Below are 22,493 nucleotides of genomic sequence, written 5' to 3'. Positions count from 1 at the left end.
GTCCGTAGCGGATTCGTTGCCCAGGCGCGAGCAAAACGAGCAGAACAGGGTTTGTGAGCGGAAGGGCAGACTGTGCCCATAAGACTGCCGGTGTGGCCCGGGTCACTTCTAGCCTCCCGGCCATGAGCAGTCACACCAGCCCTGCCATCGAGTTGCGGGGAACGAGCAAGGCGTTCCGGACTCCGTCCGGGGCCCTCCACACCGCGGTCAAGGATCTCGATCTGACCGTCGGGCCCGGTGAGTTCGTCGCCGTGGTCGGCCCCACCGGATGCGGAAAGTCCACGACGCTGACCCTGGTCAGCGGGTTGGAGGAGCCCACCGAGGGCGAGGTGCTGGTGGCCGGTGAGCCGGTCCGTGGCATCGGCTCGAAGGTCGGCTTTGTCTTCCAGCAGGACGCGGTCTTTCCGTGGCGCAGCGTGCTGTCGAATGTGATGGCCGGTCCGCGTTTCCGCGGTGTGCCGAAGGCCGAGGCCAAGGAGCGGGCCCGGGAGTGGCTGGCCCGCGTCGGACTCACGTCCTTCGAGGACCGCTATCCGCATCAGCTCTCGGGCGGCCAGCGCAAGCGAGTGGCGCTCGCCGCGACCTTCGTCAACGACCCCGAGATCCTGCTGATGGACGAGCCGTTCTCGGCGCTCGACGTCCAGACCCGGGCGCTGATGTCGGACGAACTGCTGGAGCTGTGGGCGGGGACGGGCGCCTGCGTCGTCTTCGTCACCCACGATCTGGAGGAGTCGATCGCGCTCGCCGACAAGGTCGTGGTGATGACGGCGGGACCGGCCACCGTCAAGGAGGTCTTCGAGATCGATCTGCCACGGCCCCGCAAGGTCGAGTCGGTGCGGCTGGAGCCGCGGTTCGTGGAGATCTACCGGGAGATCTGGTCCTCGCTCGGCGAAGAGGTCCGCATCACCCGCGCGAGGGGAGCCGTCCATGCCTGACGCCATGCCCGAGACCGTGGCCGTCGCGGCCGGCCCGGCCATCGCCAAGACCCCCGGTACGAACCGCTCCCGGGCCAGGGCGCGGGCCGCCCGCAACCGCGCGATCCTCGTCCAGTCCACCCGTGCGCTGGTGCTCATCGGGGTCATCGGGCTGTGGGAATGGCTCGCCCGGGCCTCCGTCATCGATCCGTTCAACTTCTCGATGCCCTCCAAGATCTGGGCCCAGCTGAAGCAGTGGGCGCTGCACGGCACGGCGCAGGGCTCGCTGTGGGAGCAGATCTGGTACACGCTCTACGAGGCGCTCCTCGGCTGGGGCATCGGCGTGGTGGCCGGTGTGGTCCTGGGGATCGCGTTCGGCAGGATCGCCTTCCTCGCCGATGTGCTCGGCCCCTACATCAAGGTGCTCAACGCGCTGCCGCGGATCGTCCTCGCACCGATCTTCCTCATCTGGTTCGGCCTCGGACCGGCCTCGAAGGTCGCCTCGGCCGTCGTCCTGGTCTTCTTCCCCGTCTTCTTCAACGCCTTCCAGGGCGCACGGGAGGTCGACCGCAATCTGGTGGCCAACTCGCGGATCCTCGGCGCCAGCAACCGCCAGGTCACGCTCCAGGTGGTCATTCCCTCCGCCACCTCATGGATCTTCACCAGCCTCCATGTGAGCTTCGGCTTCGCGCTGATCGGCGCGATCGTCGGCGAGTACATCGGCGCCACCAAGGGGCTCGGGCTGCTGGTGTCGGCCTCCCAGGGCACCTTCAACGCCGCCGGTGTCTACGCGGCCATGGCGATCCTCGCCGTGGTGGCGCTGCTCGCCGAGGGGCTGCTGACCTTCCTGGAGAAACGGCTCTTCCGCTGGAAGCCCGCCCAACCCGGCTCCGACCGCTGACCTCTCCCTTCCCCTCTCCTCCCCTCGTCCCCTTTTTCCTCCCTCCTCACAAGGACGTGACCATGCGCAGCACTGCCAAGTTCTCCGCAGCCGCGGTCGCCGCGGCGCTCGCTCTCTCCACCCTCACCGCCTGCGGCGGCGACTCCAGCGCCTCCGGAGGCGGCAAGGGCGGCAAGGTGAAAATCATGGTGGGTGGCCTCGACAAGGTCATCTACATGCCCGCGATGCTCACTCAGCGGCTCGGCTACTTCAAGGCCGAGGGCGTCGATGTCCAGCTGCTCACCGAGCCCGCCGGGGTGCAGGCCACCACCTCGCTCGTCGCGGGCGATGTGCAGGGGGTCGTCGGCTTCTACGATCACACCCTCGATCTGCAGGTCAAGGGCAAGCAGGTGGAGTCCGTGGTCCAGCTCGCCCACGCCCCCGGCGAGGTGGAGGTGGTCTCCAACAAGGCGGCCGGCGAGATGAAGTCCCCCAAGGACTTCAAGGGCAAGAAGCTCGGTGTCACCGGTATCGGCTCCTCCACGGACTTCCTGACCAAGTACCTCGCGGTCGACAGCGGGGTGAAGACCAGTGAGTTCACCCCGGTGGCCGTGGGCGCGGGCCAGACCTTCATCTCGGCCCTGAAGCAGGGCTCGATCCAGGGCGGGATGACGACCGATCCGACGGTGGCGCAGATCGTGGACCAGAAGCTCGGCAAGGTCCTGATCGACATGAGAACGCCCGAGGGGTCCAAGGAGGCGCTCGGCGGCCCGTACCCCTCCTCCTCCCTCTACATGAACGCCGACTGGGTGAACGGCCACAAGGAGACGGTGCAGAAGCTGGCCAACGCCTTCGTGAAGACCCTGAAGTGGATGTCCACGCACTCCGCCGAGGACATCGCCGCCAAGATGCCGGGCGACTACGCACAGGGCGGCGCGAAGCTATACGCGCAGGCCATCAAGGACACCCTGCCGATGTTCACGAAGGACGGGTTCATGCCGGCGGACGGCCCGGCGACCGTCGAGCGCGTCCTGAAGGCGTTCAACCCGAACCTCAAGAACGCCACGGTGGACCTGAAGAAGACGTACACCACCGAGTTCGTCAAGAAGGCCGGCTAGACGCCGACTGCCTGTCTCAGCGCGGCGCCGCCGTCCTCCCGGCCGCAGCGGCCACCCGGACGGCGGCGTCCTCGGCGAACAGCCGGCGGCCCTCCGCGATACGGCGCCGCCGAATCGCGGAGGGCGCCGTGAGCGCGTCGAGCAGCCGCAGCAGATCCCATGAATCCGCCGCATGGTCCGACAGGCCCAGCGCGGCCATGCGGAGGACGCCCTCCCGGCCATGGCCCGGGATGGGGCGGTAGCCGACCACCGGGACCCCGACGGCCAGCGCCTCCAGCGCGGTCTGCCCGGCGGCGTTGTCCACCACGGCACCCGAGGCGGCCATCAGACCGGGCATATCCGCCTCCCAGCCGAGGGCCAGCACCCCCGGCGACCGCGCCGGCTCATGGCGCAGCCGCTCGTCCCGGCCACACAGCACCACCGGCAGATATCCGGCACCGGCCAGCAGCCGCGCCGTGGCCGCCACCCGCGTACCGGCCCCCCACGCCCCGACGGACAGCAGCACCGGCGGCCTCCCGGGCGCACGGTCGTCGAAGAGCCGCCGCCACCGCGCCGCTCCCGGCGCCGGGCCGAAGAACCGCGCGGCCACCACGGGGCCGGTGGCCACCGAGGGCCGTCCCAACGCCCGGCGCACGGTGTCGGCGGCCTCGGACGTGACACACAGATGCAGATCGTTGCCGGGGTGCAGCCACTGGCGGTGCACCGCGAAATCGGTGACGACGACGGCGCTCGGCACCGTCAGCGCCCCGCGCGCCCGCAGCCGGCCGGTGAGCTGAGCGGCCAGATGGAACACCGGTACGACCACATCCGGCCGCTCCCGTCCGACCAGGGCCAGCAGCCGGTCCTCGGCCAGCGCCGCCAGCGGGGCGCTGCCGGGGCGCAGCCCGCTGCCCGGACGGAAGAACGCCCGGTAGATGCCCGCGTAGACGAGCGGGGCGTGGCGGATCGTCGTCCGGTAGAACGAACGCAGCCCGGCCCCGATCCCGGCGGGCAGCAGCTCCAGCACATCGACCCGGCGCGCCCCGCACTCCAGGGCCTCCAGCCTGCGCACCAGCTCGCGGGCCACCGCGTCATGGCCGGCGCCCATGCCGGCGCTCACGACCAGGACACGCCCGGCACCCGGGGCGCCGACGCGGTCGGACGGCAGGCGCATGATCACCTCCGATGGTGCGAGGTGCGGCTCGTCATGGCTCACTGGAGGTATCCGCTCCGCGCGCCGTCAAACCGCGCGCCGGACGGCCGGTGCCATGACCGCCGCCGCCGACCGGCAGCGAGACAGCGAGACAGCGAGACAGGGAGATGCCATGATCCGTCCCCTCCCGGACGCCCCCCTCCTTCGCGGCCCGGTGCGGGACACGGGGAGTCCCGTTGCCACGGGCACCAAGGTCGCGCTGGTGACCGGCGCCTCCTCGGGTATCGGCGCCGCCATCGCGGACCGGTTCGCGGCCGAGGACGGCTGGCGGCTGCTGCTCAGCGGCCGCGACCGAGAGCGTCTGGACCGGGTGGCCGCGCGGACCTCGGCCATCGCCCTTCCCGCCGATCTGGCCACGCCCGAGGGAAGCCGGGACCTGGTGCGGGACGCCTTCCGGGTCGCCGGGCGGGTGGATCTGCTCATCGCGGGGGCGGGTGTGGGCTGGGCGGGCCCCTTCAGCGCGATGCCGCCCAGCGCCATCGACCGGGTGGTCCGCGTCGATCTGCTCGCCGCCCTGCGGCTCGTGCGCGTGGTCCTGCCGCATATGGTGGCCGAGCAACGGGGCCACATCGTGCTGATCGGATCGGTCGCGGGCAGCGTCGGGGTGCAGGGCGAGGCGGTGTACTCCGCCGCCAAGGCGGCGCTCGGCGTCTTCGCCGACGCGTTGCGCTACGAGCTGCGCCGGGCCGGCGTACGCGTCACCCATGTGGTCCCCGGCGTGGTGGACACGCCGTTCTTCGCCCGGCGCGGCAGCCCGTACACCCGTAGGCTGCCCCGCCCGCTGCCGCCCGAGCGGATCGCCGACGCGGTCTGGGACGCGGTCGAACGAGGGCGCGACGAGGTGTACGTACCGGCCTGGATACGCCTGCCCGCGCTGGTCCGCGCCGTGGCTCCGAGCCTGTACCACCGGCTGGCCTCGCGCTTCGGGTGACCCCCGGTGAACCTCCTGGCCGTCCTCCTGGCCCTGCTGTCCGCCCTGGGCAACGGCGCGGCATCCGTACTGCAGCGGCGGGCCGCGATGGACCAGGAGCGGGAGCAGCAGGGCGCCCGGGGGATCAGGCCGAGCCTGCTGCGGCTGGCACATCTGCTGCGGCACCCGTACTGGCTGGCCGGAGTCGCCGCGATGGTGGTGTCGGCGGTGGCCCAGGTGGGCGCCCTGGCGGTCGGCCGGCTCTCCGTCGTCCAGCCGCTGCTGGTGAGCGAGCTGCTGTTCACCCTGGTGGTCGGCAGCCTCGTCTTCCGCCACCGCCCGGACGGCCGGACCTGGCTGTCGTTCGTGATGCTCGCCGCCGGGCTCGCGCTCTTCCTCGCCGCGGCCGATCCCTCGCGCGGCGAGGCCATGGCACGAAACGGCCGCTGGCTCCCCGTGGGCGTGGCGGTGGCCCTCGTCGTGGGGACCCTGCTCGCGGTGGCCCGCGCGCTGCGGGGCCCGGCACGCGCCGCCGTCCTCGGGTGCGCCACCGCCGTCTGCTTCGCCTGCACCGCGGCCCTGATCAAGGAATTCACCGGCAGGTTCTCCGGAGGTGTGGCCGCCGTGCTCACCAGCTGGCCGCTCTACGCGGTGTGTGTCCTCGGCCTGCTGAGCTTTCTGCTGCTCCAGAGCGCACTGCGCGCGGGCACCCTGGCCGCCTCCCAGCCCGCACTCACCCTCGGCGACGCCCTGGTGAGCATCGCGCTGGGCTGGGTGCTGTTCGGCGAACGCGTCGAACTGGGGCTGCGCACCCTGCCCGAGGTGGTCGGCATCGCCCTGATGGCGGCCGGCATCGTCGGACTGACCCGCTCGCCCGCCATGGCCGGCGGCTGGGACGCGGCCACCCCCGTCCCCGACCCGCCCTGTACGGCAGAGCGCAGCGCCGGGACGTCACCGCCACCGGTTTCCGGCGGCCGGGACACCCCGGGCGACGGCGGGAGGAGGCCGTGAGCGCGCGCCACCGGTCCCGTGCGGTGGCGCGGAACACGGCGCTGCTGGTGGCGGCCGCGCACATCGCCCCGGCGGGCACCTGGCTGTCCGGGCCGCGGCGCGCCCTCTTCCCGGCCCTGGCCGGCGGCGGCCGGCCCGACCATGTGGCCCTCACCTTCGACGACGGCCCCGACCCCCACGCCACACCGCGCTTCCTCGACGTCCTGGACGAGCTCGCGGTGCGGGCCACCTTCTTCGTCCTGGGCGAGGACGTGATGCGCTATCCGCGCACGACGCTCGAGATCGCCGGGCGCGGCCATGAGCTCGCCGTCCACGGCTGGACCCACAGCCGCCCGTGGCTGCCGACGGTGGCCCGGGATGTGCGCGAGGTCGCCCAGGCGGCCCGTGCCGTACGGCTGGTCACGGGCGCGGTGCCGCGGTGGTACCGGCCCCCGTACGGAATCCTGACGGGCGGCCGCTGGCTCGCGGCGGCACGGGCCGGGCTCAGGCCGGTGCTGTGGTCGGCGTGGGGCCGGGACTGGTCCGCGGACGCCACGCCGCGGTCGGTGCTCGCCACCGTACTGCGCGATCTGCGCGGCGGCGCCACCGTACTGCTGCACGACTCCGACCGGACGGCCGCGGCGGGCTGCTGGCGCGCCACGCTGGCCGCGCTGCCCGCGCTGGTGGCCGAATGCCGGGCGGCCGGTCTGGAGGTGGGGCCGCTGGCCGACCACGGGACGCGGGAGCTCAGCCGGTGAGGCGGGCCATCTTCCGGGGGTCGACGAGACGGTCGAAGTCCTCGGCGCCGATGAGGCCGCTGGCGATGGCCGCCTCACGCAGCGTCGTGCCCTCGTCGGCCGCCTTGTGCGCGATCTGACCGGCCTTGTCGTGGCCGATCCGCGGGACCAGCGCGGTGACCAGCGCCAACGACCGCGCGAGATAGGCGTCGATCCGCTCGCGGTTCAGCTCGGTGCCCTCGACGCAGTACATGCGCAGCTTCTCGCAGCCGTCGGCCAGGATCCGGGCGGAGTGCAGGAAGTTGTTGATGACGATCGGCCGCATGGTGTTGAGCTCCAAGTTGCCCTGGCTGCCCGCCAGTGCGACGGTGTTGTCCTCGGAGAGCACCTGCGTGCACACCATCATCATCGCCTCGCACTGGGTCGGGTTGACCTTGCCCGGCATCATGGAGCTGCCGGGCTCATTGGCGGGCAGCGCGAGCTCGCCGATGCCGCAGCGGGGACCGGATGCCAGCAAGCGCATATCGTTGGCGATCTTCATCAGGGGTACGGCGAGGCCGCGCAGCCCGGCCGAGGCGGCGACCATGGCGTCCAGACCGCCCTGCGCCGCGAAGGAGTTGGCCGCCGTCCGGAACGGCTGGCCGGTGGCCTCGGCGATCTCCCGCGCCACCGCGGCGCCGAACCCCTCGGGAGCGCCCCACCCGGTGCCGACGGCGGTGCCGCCGATGGCCAGTTGGTACAGATCCGGCAGGGTGGCGCGCAGCCGTTCGAGCGCATCGGAGAGATGGGCCGCGTAGCCGGACCACTCCTGTCCCACGGAGAGCGGGAGCGCGTCCCGCAGATGGGTGCGACCGGTCTTGACCACCTCGTACCAGGCGCGGGACTTGGCGGCGATCGCCTCCTGGAGGAGGCTCACCTGGCGCAGCAGAGGGTCGTGCACGGTGCGGACCGCGGCGATGTGCATGGCCGTGGGGAAGGTGTCGTTGGAGGACTGGCCCATGTTGACGTGGTCATGGGGATGCACCGGATCCTTGGTGCCCATGGCGCCGCCGACCAGCTGGATCGCGCGATTGCTGATGACCTCGTTGACGTTCATATTGCTCTGGGTGCCGGAGCCGCTCTGCCACACATAGAGCGGGAAGTGGTCGTCCAGCGCACCGGAGACGACCTCGTCGGCCACATGGGCGATCAGATCCGCCAGCCACCCGGGCAGCCGGCCCTCACGGCCGTTGACCAGCGCGGCGGCCTTCTTGACATAGCCGTAGGCGTGATAGACGGCCTTGGGCATCCGGTCGTCGCCGATCGAGAAGTGGACCAGGGCCCGCTGGGTCTGAGCGCCCCAGTACCGGTCGGCGGGGACCCCTACCGTCCCCAGCGAGTCCGTCTCGCGGCGGTAGCCGGTGGCGTCGATACGGGTGGGCAGGTCCCGGACCTTCGGGACGCCCTTCGCGCCCCGGCGCCGGTGGCGCGGGTCGGGCGGCAGCCCACCCATAGGCAAACACCCCGCTTCGCGATGGTCGCCCCCCCTTTTTCCAGTGTTACGCCGTGCCCGACGCGTCGCATCCGGCGCCCGTTCGCTCACCCGCCGTGGCCGGGGCCGCCACCGGCGAGGGCCGTAGGCGCCGGCGGCGGGGGTGGATGTCCTGGTCGACCTCGCGCACACCGGGGACCGCGCGGCCCCGCCGATCGCCGCGTCGGTGGCCGTACCGGTGACCTTCGCCGTCCCGCGGACGATCATGCTGAGGCCGCGGCGCCGAGGGTCGAGGAGATGTCAGATCCTGGTGCGCAGCCGGATGAGCGTACCGTCCGCGTCGGCCTGCATCTGGACCACATCGCACAGCATACGGACGCCCCACAGCCCGAACGCGGGCGCGGAGTCGGCCGGCGGGGTGAAGCCCCACAGCGCGTCGGGGTACCAGTGGCCGGGTCCGGCGATCTCGCTGACCAGATCGCCCTCCTGCGCCCAGACGCTCAGCCGCGCCGGCGCCCCGCCGTGCCGGATGGCGGTGGTGGCCACTTCGGCCACGGCGGCCACGATATTGCGCAGCGCCTCATGGCCCATGCCGTGGCGGCTCGCCCGCTCGGCCACGAAAGTGCGCACGGTGTCCGGATCGGCCGTGGTGATCGGCAGCGATTCGGCCGTGCGCGGCGCGGCGGGGAGGGGGCGGCGGTCGCAGGTGGCGCTGAAGGGCCCGGGGTCGGTGTAGGCGTCGCTCTTCTCCGGACCCTGGCCGTCGATGATCTCGGGGTGGGTCCGGCGCGCATAGGTGAGGATCTCGGGGTGCAGCAGACGCCGGTCGTAACAGCAGATCGCGCGGGCGCCGGAGTGGGCGAAGGCCGCGTTGACGATGGACTCGTACCGCGCCCACTCCACGACCTCGAGCGGGGTGCGCCCCTGCCACACCGGCTCGGCGATGACCCGGACCCGGCGCGGCGCCTCGGCCTTCACAAAGGAGTCATAGGCCGCGATGGTCCGGACCGGATGCTGGTACCAGTTGAGCGCCTCCTCGAACTGCACCGACGCGGCGTCCTGCCCGAGGGCGTCCCGCAGGGCGGTGATGTTCGACATGGCGGCCACGACGGCCACGGCGTCGTCGGCCTCCAGCCCCTCGCGCAGGAAGGGGACACAGACATCGACCACTTCGGCCTCGTCACGGTAGAGGAAACCACGGTGCACCATGGCATCGTGGTGGTCCGCGACGGAGCTGCTCGGGCTGGTCATGGGGCCTCCCTCGGGCTGGGCCGGTGAATCACACAGGTGGCCGTCAGCGAATTTCCGGACGGTATGGCGCGCAGTCTGCCACTCTTCCCGCCCGGCGCGCAGCCGGATCCCCCAGTATCGACGGTCTCCTGACGGTGCATTAACGTTTGCGGGGTGACAGAGGTGAAGAACGTCAACGCAAATGGACTTGATTTCGGCTATCTCGAAGCGGGCCCGGCGGACGCGCCATTGGCGCTCTGCCTGCACGGCTTCCCCGAAACCGCGCACGGCTGGCGGCATCTGCTGCCCGCGCTCGCGGACGCCGGTTACCACGCCGTCGCCCCCTTCATGAGGGGCTACGCACCCACCGGCATACCGTCCGACGGCGCCTATCAGGCGGGCGCGATCGCCGCCGACGCCAACGCGCTGCACGAGGCGCTCGGCGGCGACGGTGACGCCGTGCTCATCGGCCACGACTGGGGCGCCATCGCCGCGTACGGCGCCACCGGCCACGCCCCCGAGCGCTGGCGGAAGGCGGTCACGATGTCCGTGCCTCCGCTGGGCGGGGTGCTGGCCGACTTCTTCCACTACGACTACGGGCAGTTCAAGCGCTCCTTCTACATCTTCCTGTTCCAGACGCCACTGGCCGAGGCCGGGGCGGCGGCGCACGACATGGCCCTCATCGACAGTCTGTGGCGCGACTGGTCGCCCGGCTACCACGATGCCGCCAAGGACATCGAGCACGTCAAGGAGAGCCTGCGGGACCCGGCCAACCTGGCCGCCGCGATCGGGTACTACCGGGCCCTGTTCGACCCGTCGCGCCATGTGGAGGCGTACGCGGCCGAGCAGGCGGCCATCACCGCGACCGGGGAGACACCGATCCTCTATCTGCACGGCACCGCCGACGGCTGCATCGGCTCCGATGTCGTCCAGGGCGCGAAGAACCACCTCCCCGCGGGCTCCCGGATGGAACTGGTCGACGGCGCCGGGCACTTCCTGCACCTGGAGCAGCCCGAGCGGATCAACCGCGAGGTCCTGGCGTGGCTCGCCGAGTGAACGTGACGCTCGGCGCGTAGCGCGGCCCGGGAGGAAGGGTGGGCGCGACCGGCGGAGCCGGCGCGGCCACCTATACCGCCGCTATACCGCCGCTGATCTGCCCTCCCCGATGCTGGACGCATCGCTACAGCCGCCCGGTGGGGATGCGTCTGGAGAGGGCCCGTGAACGTCGACCAGCAGCACCAGCCTCATGCCGAGGACCAAGCCCTGTACGCGTACGCGTGGAGCACCTTCCAGGTCTCCGGCGGAGAGGAAGGGTCCGGCCCGAGCGGCACCTGCCGCGCCGAGCGGACCGCGCGCGCCTGCCTCGAAGCGGCGCTGCGGGCCACGGCCGTCCACTCCGGCGCGTATTCCTGGGGGCAGCTCAGCCGGGTGTCCGCGGACGTCGATCTGCCGTTCCATCTGTGGTCCAAGGACCCGGTCGCCTGGGCCGAACCGGGGCCGCGGAGAACGGTCACCTGGCGTCCCGGTCCGGCACCGCGTCCGCGGTGAACCCGGATCGGAAAGCGGTGAGGCGAGGCAGTGCTAGTGGTAGGGGAATCTCGGATGATGAGCAGCGGGCCCGGTCTCGGGCTCAGGACAAGGAAATGGCAGCCGTCCGATCACGGTCGCTATCCGGTCTACCAGGCGAATCCGGCCAGGGTCTACAACTATCTCGTCGGCGGTAAGGACAACTATCTCGCCGATTACGAGCAGGCCCAGCGGTTTCTCGATGTCGCCCCCGAGGTTCGGGACACCGCGCTGTCCAATCGGAGATTTCTTCACCGCGCCGTGCGGCATCTCGCCGGTTCCGGAATCAATCAATTCCTTGATATCGGTGCGGGATTGCCGGTCAACCCGAATGTGCATGAGATAGCGCAGGCCGTGAATCCACGGGCCCGTGTCGCCTATGTCGACAACGACCCCATCGTGGCCAGCCATGGACAGGCCCGGCTCGCCGGCCGCGGCACCACGATGATCAGCGGCGATCTGCGCTCTCCCGCGGCGATCCTGGCCCATGAGGAGCTGCGCGGACTGCTCGATCCCCGGCAGCCGGTCGCGATCGTGCTGACCCTGGTGCTCGACTACATCGAGGACGTGGACGACCCCGTCGGCCTCATCGGCCGGCTCATGGACTGGGCCGCACCGGGCAGCTGTCTGGTCCTCTCCCATGCGACCGGTGACTTCACCGAGGACACCGAGCGGGACTGGGAGGCCCTCAGCTTCGCGGCTCCGGTCGCCGTCGTCTCGCGCGACCGCCACGAGATCGGGACGTTCTTCACCGGCCTCGACCTTCTCGCCCCGGGACTGGTGCAGCTGCCCGCGTGGCGTCCGGGCATAGGCGCCGAGTCCGATCCGCGCCGGGTGTGGGCCTACGGCGGGGTGGCCCGCAAACCGTAACGCCGGCACACCGTCACCCCCGCACAACCTCACCCGACCACCGCCACCCCGGCTCCGCAAGACCCGCCGCCCCGCCGACGTACCGCCCCGGAACCCGCCTCAGCGGGGGCCGGGGCCGATCTGCAGCGTCATACAGGCGGGGAAGAGCCCGCTCCAGGTGTGCCCCCGCCAACTCTCGTGCGTACCGGGCCGCTTCCACACCGGCAGCGCCTGGTCCATATGCGCCCGGCCCTCGGGGAACTTCCCCTGTTCCATGTAGGTGATCCCGATCTCGTACAGGGCGAAGCCCTGATGGTGGATGTTGCCGGTCCGACGGGCGTGCTCCAGGCTCTCCCGGAAGCAGCTCAGGGCGGTCTCCGGGTGGCCGAGACCCCGATGCGCCCGGCCGAGGTTGCCGAGGCCGATCACCTCGGCCGTCAGATCCCCGGTCTCCCGGGCGAGCGCCAGCTGACGCTCCTGGACGGCGATGGCCTCGTCGTAGAGCCCCAGCTCGGACAGGGCGTCCGCGAGGTTGCACAGGGACCGCTGCTCGCCTTCGCGATGGCCCAGCGCGCGCCAGATCTCCAGCGCGGACCGAAGGGCGGACCGTACGTCGTCATAGCTGTGCTGCAGCCAGTACGCACCCGCGAGCCCGTCCAGTGCCCATGCCTCGCTCTCCGGGTCCCCCAGCCGGCGGGCGGCCCGGATGGCCAGCTCATTGACCGTCTGGAGGTCCTGGGCGTGTGCCCGCGGATACAGAAACCACTGGAGTGCCTGCGTCAGCCCCACGCCGAGGCGCACGAGTGGCTCGGGCCGGGCCGGGTCCACGGCGTGGGCGACGGCGGCCAGCAGATTGGGGAGCTCGGTTTTCAGCCAGACCTCGGCCTCGCCGCGGTCCTGGAGTGGAACCACACGGCCCTCGACGGGCTGCCGGGGCCAGGGGCGGCTCGGGTCGATCAGGGTCACCGCGCGCTGTGTGGTGGCCAGATAGCAGGACAGCGCCCGCTCCAGCGCCGCCGTGCGATCGGCCTCGGACTCCTCCCGCTCCGCCTGCTCCGAGGCGAACAGCAGCAGCAGATCGTGCATGTGGTAGCGGACGGAGTCGGGGCTCTCCAGGAGCTGTGCGTCGACCAGCCGCTCCAGCGCGTTGTCGGTGCGGTCGGCGGGCAGATCCAGCAGCGCGGCGGCCACCGGCAGGCTCACATCCGGTCCATGCAGGGTGCTGAGCAGCCGGAAGGCGCGGACCGCGTCCTGATCGTCGGAGCGTCGGCCGAGCCGGAAGCCGTCGTGGCTCACCTGGAAGCTGGTGCGGACGGCCAGATCGCCGAAGCGCAGCTCGTCCAGCCGGCCGCGCGCGTCGGTCAGTTTGGCCACCAGCGTGCGCAGCGGCCACGCGGGGCGGGCGGCCAGCCTGGCGCCGGCGATCCGCAGCGCCAGCGGCAGCCCGCCGCACAGCCGGGTGATCTCCTCGGCCCGCTCGCGCTCGGCCCGCACCCGCTCCGCGCCGACGATCCGCTCCAGCAGCGCGACGGCCTGGTCGCGGGGGAGGACGTCAAGATGGAGATGGGTGGCGCCTTCGAGGGTGGTGAGCATCTCGCGGCTGGTGACCAGCGCGGCACAGCCCGTCCCCCCGGGCAGCAGTGGCCGCACCTGGTCCACACCGGCCGCGTTGTCCAGGATGACCAGCAGCCGTCGGCCCGCCACGAGCGAGCGGAACTGGGCCGACGCCTCGTCGGTGTCGCTCGGCACGCTCGATCCGTCCATGCCGAGGGCGCGCAGAAACCGGCCCAGCACCTCACCCGGGTCGAGGGCCGACAGCCCGGCGGTGGCGCCATGCAGATCGACGTAGAGCTGGCCGTCGGGGAAGCGGTCGGCGAGGTGGTGGGCCGCGTGGATGGCCAGGGTCGACTTGCCGACTCCGCCGGTGCCGTCGATGGCCGCGATCACCACGGGCCGCCCGCCCGCGCTGGTCTCGGCCTCGACGTCCGCGTCCGCCTCCATCAGCGCCTCGATCACGGCCACTTCACCATGGCGGCCGGTGAAGGCGGGGCTGGCGGGCGGCAGCTGCCGCGGTCCCCTGGTGGCGGGACGGGGAGCGGCGGCGGGGGCGGGCCGGTCCGCCCCGGGGTTCGGCGGCGCCAGCAGGGAGGCGTCGGCGCTGAGGATCCGCTGCTGGAGCTGTCGCAGCGGCGGGATCGGCTCGACGCCGAGCTCCTCGTCCAGCACCCGGTGCAGATCGCGGTAGGCGGCCAGGGCATCGGCCTGCCGGCCGGAGCGGTACAGGGCCAGCATCAGCCGGCCGCGCAGCCCCTCCCGGAAGGGATGCTCGGCCGTCAGCGCCTCCAGCTCGCCGAGGACGGCCGCATGCCGGCCGCAGCGCAGATCCGCCTCGATCCGGGCGTCCAGGGCCTGGAGCCGGCACTCTTCGAGCCGGGTGGTCTCCGCCGCCACGGACGGTGTCGTCGGCACATCGGCGAACGGGTCGCCCCGCCACATCGCCAGGCCCTCGCGCAGCCGCTCCGCGGCAGCCTCCGGGGCCTCCCGGTCGAGCCCGCGCCGCCCCTCCTCGACGAGCTGCTCGAAGCGGTGCGCGTCGAACTCGGCCGTCTCCACGGCCAGTCGGTAGCCATGCGCCTTGTAGCCCTGCTTGTGGGTGATCAGGATCTGCCCGGAATCGTCGCCCAGGCTCTGGCGGAGCCGGGAGACATAGGTCTGCACCAGTTTGGCGGCGCTCTGGGGCGTCTGCTCCCCGCCCCAGAGCTCGTCCAGCAGCCGTTCGGTGGTCACGGTCCGGTTGGCGTGGCACAGCAGCACCCCGAGCAGCGTCCGCCACTTGGCCGGGGCGAGGGAGGTCCATCGGTCGCCGTCCCACAGCTCAAGCGCCCCAAGGACCCGGTATCGCACCCGTCGCCTCTCATCGGATCGTCAACTGACCACGTTGGACACGGTTATACCGGAGACGCCGTCAGAAGGGCCGGTCGCCCTCGATGGCGACGCGCTCGGCCACCCTGCGGTGCGGGGCGTAGTCGTTGACCGCGTAGTGCTGGGTGGCCCGGTTGTCCCAGAACGCCACATCGCCCGGCTGCCAGTGGAAACGCACCTGGTACTCGGGGACATGCGCCTGCCGGCACAGAAAGCTCAGCAGCCGGTCGCTCTCCTCCCGCTCCATCCCGGTGATCCGGGTGGTGAAGGAGGTGTTGACGAACAGCATCCGCCGCCCGGTCTCCGGATGGACGCGTACGACCGGGTGCTCCACGGGCGGGAACGCCTCCTGGAACGCGGCGAGCCGCTCGGGTCCGTAGAAGCGGGCGAAGCCGGGGATGAAGTCGTGCACGGCCGTGGCGCCCTCGATACGGTCCTTCACCTGGGGCGGCAGATTGTCGTACGCGGCGGCCATGTCGGCCCACAGGGTGTCCCCGCCGACGGGCGGGACCTCGCGCAGCTGGAGCACGGCGCCGAGCGCGGGCCGCTCGCGGAAGGTGACATCGGTGTGCCAGACGTTTTCGAAGGTCGGGGTGGTGCCGGCGCTCTTGTCGAAGCGGACGACATCCTCACTGGAGCCCGTGGCGAGGAGCGGGTTGGTCTCCAGCTCTCCCCAGTGGCGGGCGAAGCCGCGCTGTTGCGCCGATGTGAGGTGCTGACCGCGGAAGAAGAGCACCTTCCACTCCAGCAGGGCGCGGTTCAGCTCCTCGCGCAGCGCGGGCTCCAGCGGTTGGGAGAGATCGACGCCACGTATCCCGGCGCCGATGACGCGCCCGTGCGGTACCAGTTCGAACCGCTCGTACGGACGCTCTTCCCACCCCTCGGGCAGGCGCCGCAGGTCGCGCGGCCCCTCGTACATGCCGTCCGGTGGGATCGGCGCCGCACGCAGGGCGGATGGCTGGGTGTCGACAACGGTCATGGCGGTTCTCCTCATACGTGATGCGGTGACAGGAGGCAGGCGGGAGGGGAGAGAGATGCCGTCGCGTCACGGGGGACCACGGTGAACCGTCCGGATCGTCGCGATATCCGGATTGTCAGGGGAATGACCGGCGTGGCCTCGGTGGCGCGGAAGCGGTGGCCTTGTGGCGCGGAGTGGAAGGGGGGCTAGCGCCCCGAGCGCTCACACCCGGTCCGGTCCGGGGCGCTCAGATGTCCCGTCGTGTCGAGCCGGCGCCTGGTCATGCGGGCAATTCTGGATGTTCCCTGCCACGCTGTCAACGGGGCGTGTAAGCTGTGCATGCCCAACTTGCCTATTACAGACGGGGGATCGCGTGAACACGAATCCGCTCGACGCGGAGCAGACGGACACCGCTCGGGTGGACCCGGAGCTGGTGCGGGCCTGGGTCGAAGGCTGGGTCATCTCGCGCCTGGCATCGCCGCCGGTGGAGGCGGACTGGGGGTTCACCTTCGATGTGGGAATGCCCCGCCAGGTGACCCGCCATGTCCTGCCCGAGGCCGACGAGGCGCTGGTCCGCAAGCTCACGGAGACCTTCACGGCGCCCGGCACCTGGCTCAAGGTGTTGCTGCCGCGGGAGACCGTGAGGCCCTGGATGGCGCCCGGCTGGGGCTTCGACGATCCCGGGTTTCTGATGTCGGCGGCGCTGGAGCCGGTGTCCGCGCCGGTGCCCGACGGCTATCGGCTGCGCACCTGGACGCGGGGCGGCCTCACCCGCGCGCTGGTGGTCACCGCCGACGGCACCTTCGCCGCCCGCGGCCAGGTGGCGGTCCCGCAGGGCGCCCACACCGCCGTCGTCGACCAGATCGAGACCGCGGTGAACCAGCGCCGTAAGGGCCTGGGCAGCCTGATCATGCGGACGCTCGCGAACGAGGCCGCCGGGGCGGGCGCGCGGGCCGCGGTGCTCGGGGCGTCATCCGCAACCCCTCGGCCGTCCCCGCGGTCTGACACCGCGCCAAGGGAGCGGGGTTACGCGCCGCCGATGCCGAGCGCGCCGCGGGCGCGCTCGACCAGGGCCCGGCCGGCCGGACCGCTCGGGCCGTCCGCCCGCCAGGCGAAGGCCAACCGCCCGCGCAGCGCCGGCCGGTTGATGGCGATCGTCCGCAGCCGCTCCGGCCGCGCCTCGGCGAACGCGCCCGGCAGGATCGCCGCGCCCAGACCGCGCTCGGCCAGCTGGGCGAGTACCTCCGGGTCGCTGGCCTCGAAGGCGATATGCGGGGTGAAACCGGCGGCCGCGCACGCCTCGTCGATTGTATCCGGTGGGCGCCAACGGCGCCTCCCAGGCCGTCGTGGACGCCCGTGTCCTCGCCCGTGAACTCGCGAGCGCGGCCGATGTACCGGCCGGGATGGCCCGTTACGAGGCCGAGCGCCGCGAGGCGACCGCGGCCGTCGTACGGGCGAACCGGGCCATGCACCGGGACGGCGGGCGCAGCCCACGGGAGCTCGCCCGGGTCACCGACACCTACCGGCAGGCCACGGGAAGCGACGTACGGGCGCTCAACACCCGAGCCTCCCTCACGCCCGCATGAGCGGGGCCGCGCCTGTCGCCAACCCGGCCCGGCTCCTTGGCCGGACACCCGCGTTGGCGACTGTCTGACTCCGCGCTTAGCGTGGGAATCAGGCAGCGGTCTTCGCACGGCCGGTCCGACGCCGAGTGTGGCGGATCGCCCCAGGTGTGGGAGGTCCGGAATGGATTCTGTTTCCTTCCTTCTGGTGGCCGTGATCCTCACGGCGCTGGCCTTCGACTTCACCAACGGCTTCCATGACACCGCCAACTCCATGGCCACCTCCATCGCCACGGGCGCGCTGTCCCCCCGGGTCGCCGTGGCCATCGCCGGGGTGCTCAATCTGGCGGGGGCGTTCCTCTCCACGGAAGTGGCCAAGACCATTTCCAACGGCATCGTCGACGACATCAAGGTGTCCCCAGTGATGATCTTCGCGGGGCTGATCGGGGCGATCCTGTGGAATCTGATCACCTGGCTCGTCGGCCTGCCGTCGAGTTCCTCGCACGCCCTGTTCGGAGGGCTGATCGGCGCGGTGTGGGTGGGGGCGGGCGGATCGGCGGTGCGCTTCGACGCGATCTTCCAGAAGATCGTGATTCCGGCGGTCGCCTCACCGGTCGTGGCCTGCGTGGTGGCCATGCTCGCCACCTATCTGGCCTATGTGATCACCCGGCGGGCGGCCACCCGCACCGTCAGCAAGGGGTTCCGCGCCGGCCAGGTGGGCTCCGCCTCCCTGGTGGCCCTGGCACACGGCACCAATGACGCCCAGAAGACGATGGGCGTCATCACCCTCACCCTCATCACCGGCGGTGTGCTCGGCCACGGCTCCGGACCGCCGTGGTGGGTGGTGCTCAGCGCGGGGCTCGCCATCTCCCTGGGCACGTATGCCGGGGGGTGGCGGATCATCCGGACGATGGGCAAGGGGCTCACCGACATTCAGGCGCCGCAGGGCTTCGCGGCCGAGACCAGCGCGACCGCGGTCATCCTCGCCTCGTCGCACATGGGCTTCGCGCTGTCCACCACCCAGGTCTGCACGGGCAGCATCCTGGGCGCGGGGCTGGGCCGCAAACTCGCCCAGGTGCGCTGGGGCATCGCCGGGCGGATCGCCGCGTCCTGGCTGCTGACGCTGCCCGCGGCGGCGGCCGTGGGCGGCGTCGCGGCCTGGGTGGCGGACCAGGGCGACGGGGGTGTGGCCCTGGTGGCGGGCGTCGCTCTCGTGGCGGCCGTGGGCTTCTGCGTGCTGTCCCGCCGTCGCCCGGTGAACCCGGACAACGTCAATGAGCTGCCTGCCCCCGAGCACGCCGGGGACACCGTGCGCTCGGCCGCGTGACCCCGCGCCGGAGGAGCCGTCGCAGGGCCGTCGCAGGGCCGTAGGAGAGGAAACCGAACGAGATGGACATCGAATGGAGCACCCTCGGAGGAGTCTTCGGGGTCAGTCTCGGGATCACCGTGCTGGTGGTCGTGATGTTCTCGCTCGGCATCGCCGCGTGGGCCCGCGGTGGCGCGCCGCACCCCGGGGCCGCTCACGGCGGACCCGACAAGGTGGCCGCGGCCACGGCGCTGCTGTGTTTCGCCGCGTGTCTGGCGATCGCGGCCTACGGGATCGAACTCATCATTCCCGGCTGAGCCCGCAGCCGCCCCGGGCGCCCGTCCCGTACCGCCACCGGGCTGGGAGAATAGGGGCCCATGCCGAGCACCGCCGTACGCCGCGGTGCGCCTCGCGAAGCGGAGACCACGCCCGGTGTCACTCACCCCCGAAGCCTCGTCCGCCCCCACGGACCGCCTTGAACTGCAGGCCGACTGCGCCGGCTGCTTCGGGCTGTGCTGCGTCGCGCTGCCCTTCGCGGCGTCGGCGGACTTCGCCACGACCAAGGACGCGGGGGAGCCCTGCGGCAATCTGCGGACGGACTTCCGCTGCGGCATCCACACCCGGCTGCGGGAGGAGGGCTTCTCGGGCTGTACGGTCTTCGACTGCTTCGGCGCCGGACAGAAGGTCTCCCAGCTCACCTTCGAGGGCCGCGACTGGCGGCGGCACCCGGAGACCGCCTCGCGGATGTTCGCGGTGTTCCCTGTCATGCGGCAGCTCCATGAACTCCTGTGGTACCTCACCGAGGCGCTGACCCTCACGCCGGCCCGCCCCCTCCACCGGGAGCTGCGCCACGCCCTGCGCGAGACGGAGCGCCTCACCCGCGGCGCCGCCCAGGACCTCATGGAGCTGGATGTGGCGGCACACCGCGCCGAGGTCAACCAGCTGCTGCTGCGGACGAGCGAGCTCGTCCGGGCCAGGATCCCGGGCAAGAAGAAGAACCGCAGGGGCGCCGATCTCATCGGCGCCCGTCTCCAGGGCGCCGATCTGCGTGGCGCCAACCTCCGCGGGGCCTATCTCATCGCGGCCGACCTGGGGCGGGCCGATCTGACCGCGGCGGATCTGATCGGGGCCGATCTGCGCGACGCCGATCTGCGCGGGGCCGATCTGACGGATGCCCTCTTCCTCACCCAGGCGCAGCTCAACGCGGCCAGGGGCGACGCCGCCACCAGGCTGCCCTCGGCGCTCACCCGGCCCGCGCACTGGTAGCTCCCGGCCTCCCTGCCGGCCGCCCCCCGGTGAGTGAAGCGTCGGCTCCTGGGAGCGCGTATGCCATCCTTGCGCCATGTCCGACGCCGCCGACGCGCCCGTGATCCTGAGCGATGAGCCCGGTTCGTTCTCCCGGAGTGTGCTGGCCGAGCGGCATCCGGCGCTGATCGAGAAGGTGCGCGACGCCTTTCCGTACGGCCCCGAACAGCACCGTGCGCTCGATGCCCTGCGCGACAACACCGCCGAGGGTGTCATCACACCGCTCACACCCACCGCGTACGATCACGACCGCTGGCAGGCGTGGGGGCGGGAGTACTTCGGCCGGTCCTGGTTCGAGGTCCCCTTCCTCTGGGCCGAGAGCTACTTCTACCGCCAACTCCTCGAAGCGGTCGGCTACTTCACGAACGGCCCCTGGCGGGGCATCGATCCCTTCCGGCCCTTCAAACACGCCGAGCTGCACAGCCCCGAGGCCGACGCGGAACTGGCCGCGCTCGACAACATCCTGCGGCTGCCCGTCGAGGAGCAGGCGAGCGCGCTGGTGCACGGCTCGCTCTGGGGCAACCGCGCCGACCTCGGCTTCCGTGTCACCGCCGAGGGCGCCGAACCGGGTGGCGGGGAGGCGCCACCGCTCGTCGCCGACGACGCGCAGGCGCTGTGGTCGCTGCTGCCCGGCGGCGCCCCGGCCACGCTGTGCGTGGTCGCGGACAACGCCGGGCGCGAGCTGATCCCCGATCTCATCCTCATCGACCACGTACTGCGCCACCGGCGCGCCGAGCGGGCCGTTCTGCAGGTCAAGCCGTATCCCTACTACGTCTCCGACGCCACCACCGCGGATGTCATCGATGCTCTGCGTCATCTGATCCGGGCTGAGGGTGCCGCGACCGAGGTCGGCGAGCGGCTGTGGGCGGCCATGGGCGACGGCCGTCTCACCGTCCGGGTGCACGACTTCTTCCGCGCCCCGCTGCCGTACGCCGAGATGCCCGACGACCTGCGGCGCGAGTTCGCCGACGCCACCCTCACCGTGATGAAGGGCGATCTGAACTACCGGCGCCTTGTGGGCGACCGCATGTGGCCCCCGACCACCTCCTTCGCCGCCCGCACCGGATACTTCCCCGGCCCGGTGGCCGCGCTGCGCACCCTCAAGTCGGACGTGATCGTCGGTCTCGACGAGCGCACCGAGACCGCGCTGAACGCCCAGGAGAACACCTGGCGTACGAGCGGCACCCATGCGCTGATCCAGGTACGGCGCTGAGGGGCGGCGCCGGCGGAGGGCCGGGGCGGACGCCGTCAGAAGAGGCGGATGCCCACCGAGTAGGCCGTGATGGTGGCCGGGTCGGACCCATGGTGGTCCTTGGACGCCGCGCTGAAGCTCGGCGTCTGGGTGGTGGTCGGCTCCAGCTTCCAGAGCAGATTGCCCCCGTTGCGGTAGTGCACCTCCGCGCCACCTCCCGTCAGCGCGTAGCCGGGGGTCACGGACGCCACGGCGGCCGGGTGCGGGGACTGACCGGAATCGGCCCTGGTGAAGCTGTTCGACACCGTCCCGACCCGCAGATAGCGGCGCAGCGCGATGGCGAACACCCGGATATTGGCGGGATCCGAGACCAGATGGTCCTTCGACCGCGCCTTCCAGGAGGTCTCGGTGGCGGGGAAGGAGGCGGTGGCGAGGTTGCCGGACCCGTGCCAGTCCACCCGGAACCCGCCACCGACGAGCACATACTCGCTCGACGCCCCCGCACGCCGAGCGTGGCCGTGGCTATCGTCTGCGGATCGCGCCGCGGATGAAGGCCGCCTGACCGGCGTGTTGCAGATCGTCCGAGATGACGCTGACCAGCCGGACGCCGAGGGTTACAGGCGGGCTCCACGTCTCGTCCACGACCCGGTCGAGATCGGCGTCGCTGAGCCCCCGCACATAAGCGATCGTGCGCTCGTGCACGGCGTCGTAGTACCCGGTGAGCAGCTCGGGCGCCACCCGCACTGCCGCCACGTCCTTGCTCCGGTGCCCGTAGCCGGTGGCCGCCGGGGGAAACGGCAGGCCGAACCGGTCGTACCAGCCCTCGGCGGTCCAGAGCTGCTCGGTGCCCGCGGCGTCGGCGATGTGGTCGTCCTGGATGCGGGTCAGATGCCACACCAGCCAGGCGATCGAATTCGCCCCGCTGTCGAGCCGTACGGCGAGTTCGTCCGTGGTGAGCCCCTCCACGGCCGAGTGCACCGCCTCGTACACCCGCCCGAAGGCGTCGGCCAGCAGATCCGCGCTGTTCATGCGTGGCTCCCTCGCTCGTCGTTCCCCGACCATGGTTTCACCCCAGGGCCAGAGGTGCGCGCCGCCGGCTTCTACGTTCGGCCCGTGACAGCGACAGCGAACCTCATGCTCGCCGACATAGGATCCGGGCGACATAGCGGTGCACCCCGCCCAGATGGAGCACCAGATCGGACATCGTCCAGTCGGGACAGGAGGGGATCAGCGGCGCGTCGCCCCCGGCGGCGGCACGACGAGCGGCGGCCTCGAACGCCACGGTTTCACGGCCGAAATGGGCTGGATAGTCCATGGCCGCACTCTGCCACGCATCAGTCGGCCACGGGTCCCACTTCGCCATCGGCAGAGGGGATCGCCCCTGAGCGAAA

General features: G+C 71.7%; 23 protein-coding genes. 14 read left to right on the top strand and 9 right to left on the bottom strand.

Features of this window, described 5'->3' with window-relative positions; translation table 11 throughout:
- Positions 1 to 122 precede the first annotated feature (122 nt).
- The 3 genes from ABZS71_RS14955 (at position 123) to ABZS71_RS14945 (ending at position 2,912) form a co-directional block, all read left to right on the top strand.
- On the top strand, positions 123 to 935 hold the full coding sequence (locus tag ABZS71_RS14955) for an ABC transporter ATP-binding protein (RefSeq protein WP_355852147.1): 813 nt from the start codon (positions 123 to 125) through the stop codon (positions 933 to 935).
- 4 nt (positions 936 to 939) lie between these two features.
- On the top strand, positions 940 to 1,815 hold the full coding sequence (locus tag ABZS71_RS14950) for an ABC transporter permease (RefSeq protein ID WP_355852226.1): 876 nt from the start codon (positions 940 to 942) through the stop codon (positions 1,813 to 1,815).
- Between the two features lie 62 nt (positions 1,816 to 1,877).
- Entirely contained in the window at positions 1,878 to 2,912 is a 1,035-nt protein-coding gene (locus tag ABZS71_RS14945) for an ABC transporter substrate-binding protein (RefSeq protein ID WP_355852150.1), read from the top strand.
- A gap of 16 nt (positions 2,913 to 2,928) precedes the next feature.
- On the opposite strand, the gene ABZS71_RS14940 is transcribed toward ABZS71_RS14945, so the two are convergent.
- Entirely contained in the window at positions 2,929 to 4,065 is a 1,137-nt protein-coding gene (locus ABZS71_RS14940; protein ID WP_356210132.1) for a galactosyldiacylglycerol synthase, read from the bottom strand.
- 151 nt (positions 4,066 to 4,216) lie between these two features.
- Between ABZS71_RS14940 and ABZS71_RS14935 the strand changes: the two genes are divergently transcribed.
- The 3 genes from ABZS71_RS14935 to ABZS71_RS14925 are packed head-to-tail and all read left to right on the top strand — an operon-like array spanning position 4,217 to position 6,762.
- Positions 4,217 to 5,035 carry an SDR family NAD(P)-dependent oxidoreductase gene (locus tag ABZS71_RS14935; RefSeq protein WP_356210129.1) on the top strand — a complete coding sequence of 273 codons (819 nt, stop codon included), beginning with the start codon at positions 4,217 to 4,219 and terminating at the stop codon, positions 5,033 to 5,035.
- A 6-nt stretch (positions 5,036 to 5,041) separates the two neighbouring features.
- On the top strand, positions 5,042 to 6,025 hold the full coding sequence (locus ABZS71_RS14930; RefSeq protein ID WP_356210126.1) for a DMT family transporter: 984 nt from the start codon (positions 5,042 to 5,044) through the stop codon (positions 6,023 to 6,025).
- A complete protein-coding gene (locus ABZS71_RS14925; RefSeq protein WP_356210123.1) occupies positions 6,022 to 6,762 on the top strand; it encodes a polysaccharide deacetylase family protein in 741 nt (246 codons plus the stop codon). Before ABZS71_RS14930 ends, ABZS71_RS14925 begins: the two co-directional genes overlap by 4 nt.
- Here the strand turns inward: ABZS71_RS14925 and ABZS71_RS14920 are convergent.
- Positions 6,752 to 8,233 (bottom strand): class II fumarate hydratase, encoded by a 1,482-nt coding sequence (locus tag ABZS71_RS14920; protein ID WP_356210121.1) that lies wholly within the window; start codon positions 8,231 to 8,233, stop codon positions 6,752 to 6,754. The genes ABZS71_RS14925 and ABZS71_RS14920 overlap by 11 nt on opposite strands.
- A 279-nt stretch (positions 8,234 to 8,512) precedes the next feature.
- Positions 8,513 to 9,463, bottom strand: a complete 951-nt coding sequence (locus ABZS71_RS14915) for an MEDS domain-containing protein (protein WP_356210119.1) — start codon at positions 9,461 to 9,463, stop codon at positions 8,513 to 8,515.
- Between the two features lie 153 nt (positions 9,464 to 9,616).
- Between ABZS71_RS14915 and ABZS71_RS14910 the strand changes: the two genes are divergently transcribed.
- From ABZS71_RS14910 to ABZS71_RS14900, 3 genes are all read left to right on the top strand, one after another.
- Positions 9,617 to 10,498, top strand: coding sequence for an alpha/beta hydrolase (locus tag ABZS71_RS14910; RefSeq protein WP_356210117.1), 882 nt, complete (start codon positions 9,617 to 9,619; stop codon positions 10,496 to 10,498).
- Positions 10,499 to 10,660: 162 nt separating this feature from the next.
- The gene (locus ABZS71_RS14905) at positions 10,661 to 10,990 is read left to right on the top strand and encodes a hypothetical protein (RefSeq protein WP_355852174.1); all 330 of its coding nucleotides are present in this window, start codon (positions 10,661 to 10,663) and stop codon (positions 10,988 to 10,990) included.
- A 54-nt stretch (positions 10,991 to 11,044) separates the two neighbouring features.
- Positions 11,045 to 11,878 carry an SAM-dependent methyltransferase gene (locus ABZS71_RS14900; protein WP_356210114.1) on the top strand — a complete coding sequence of 278 codons (834 nt, stop codon included), beginning with the start codon at positions 11,045 to 11,047 and terminating at the stop codon, positions 11,876 to 11,878.
- A gap of 99 nt (positions 11,879 to 11,977) precedes the next feature.
- Here the strand turns inward: ABZS71_RS14900 and ABZS71_RS14895 are convergent, their stop codons facing one another.
- The 3 genes from ABZS71_RS14895 to ABZS71_RS14885 all read right to left on the bottom strand — a co-directional run bounded on the left by ABZS71_RS14895 (position 11,978) and on the right by ABZS71_RS14885 (position 17,006).
- Positions 11,978 to 14,761, bottom strand: a complete 2,784-nt coding sequence (locus ABZS71_RS14895; protein WP_356210111.1) for a BTAD domain-containing putative transcriptional regulator — start codon at positions 14,759 to 14,761, stop codon at positions 11,978 to 11,980.
- Between the two features lie 61 nt (positions 14,762 to 14,822).
- Entirely contained in the window at positions 14,823 to 15,758 is a 936-nt protein-coding gene (locus ABZS71_RS14890; RefSeq protein ID WP_356210108.1) for a TauD/TfdA family dioxygenase, read from the bottom strand.
- A 1,005-nt stretch (positions 15,759 to 16,763) separates the two neighbouring features.
- Positions 16,764 to 17,006 carry a LysR substrate-binding domain-containing protein gene (locus ABZS71_RS14885; protein WP_356210257.1) on the bottom strand — a complete coding sequence of 81 codons (243 nt, stop codon included), beginning with the start codon at positions 17,004 to 17,006 and terminating at the stop codon, positions 16,764 to 16,766.
- Positions 17,007 to 17,083: 77 nt separating this feature from the next.
- Here ABZS71_RS14885 and ABZS71_RS14880 point away from each other — a divergent pair, with 77 nt between their 5' ends.
- The 5 genes from ABZS71_RS14880 to ABZS71_RS14860 all read left to right on the top strand — a co-directional run bounded on the left by ABZS71_RS14880 (position 17,084) and on the right by ABZS71_RS14860 (position 21,123).
- The gene (locus tag ABZS71_RS14880; protein WP_356210272.1) at positions 17,084 to 17,323 is read left to right on the top strand and encodes a hypothetical protein; all 240 of its coding nucleotides are present in this window, start codon (positions 17,084 to 17,086) and stop codon (positions 17,321 to 17,323) included.
- A 160-nt stretch (positions 17,324 to 17,483) separates the two neighbouring features.
- Positions 17,484 to 18,626: an inorganic phosphate transporter gene (locus ABZS71_RS14875; protein WP_356210106.1), complete on the top strand. Its 1,143-nt coding sequence runs from the start codon at positions 17,484 to 17,486 to the stop codon at positions 18,624 to 18,626.
- A gap of 62 nt (positions 18,627 to 18,688) precedes the next feature.
- On the top strand, positions 18,689 to 18,922 hold the full coding sequence (locus tag ABZS71_RS14870) for a hypothetical protein (RefSeq protein ID WP_355852189.1): 234 nt from the start codon (positions 18,689 to 18,691) through the stop codon (positions 18,920 to 18,922).
- A gap of 115 nt (positions 18,923 to 19,037) precedes the next feature.
- Positions 19,038 to 19,871, top strand: coding sequence for a pentapeptide repeat-containing protein (locus ABZS71_RS14865; RefSeq protein ID WP_355852192.1), 834 nt, complete (start codon positions 19,038 to 19,040; stop codon positions 19,869 to 19,871).
- Between the two features lie 76 nt (positions 19,872 to 19,947).
- On the top strand, positions 19,948 to 21,123 hold the full coding sequence (locus tag ABZS71_RS14860) for a damage-control phosphatase ARMT1 family protein (RefSeq protein ID WP_356210103.1): 1,176 nt from the start codon (positions 19,948 to 19,950) through the stop codon (positions 21,121 to 21,123).
- A 35-nt stretch (positions 21,124 to 21,158) separates the two neighbouring features.
- On the opposite strand, the gene ABZS71_RS14855 is transcribed toward ABZS71_RS14860, so the two are convergent.
- From ABZS71_RS14855 to ABZS71_RS14845, 3 genes are all read right to left on the bottom strand, one after another.
- Entirely contained in the window at positions 21,159 to 21,584 is a 426-nt protein-coding gene (locus ABZS71_RS14855) for a hypothetical protein (protein WP_356210101.1), read from the bottom strand.
- A 40-nt stretch (positions 21,585 to 21,624) separates the two neighbouring features.
- Positions 21,625 to 22,131, bottom strand: coding sequence for a DinB family protein (locus ABZS71_RS14850; RefSeq protein ID WP_356210099.1), 507 nt, complete (start codon positions 22,129 to 22,131; stop codon positions 21,625 to 21,627).
- 103 nt (positions 22,132 to 22,234) lie between these two features.
- Complete coding sequence (locus ABZS71_RS14845; RefSeq protein ID WP_356210096.1) at positions 22,235 to 22,417, bottom strand: maleylpyruvate isomerase N-terminal domain-containing protein; 183 nt, start codon at positions 22,415 to 22,417, stop codon at positions 22,235 to 22,237.
- Positions 22,418 to 22,493: the final 76 nt, after the last annotated feature.

It is taken from the genome of Streptomyces sp. NPDC005393, from assembly GCF_040606675.1.
Lineage (GTDB): Bacteria > Actinomycetota > Actinomycetes > Streptomycetales > Streptomycetaceae > Streptomyces.
Note: the sequence above shows the minus strand (reverse complement) of the source record. Positions and strands in the feature narration are given on the sequence as shown.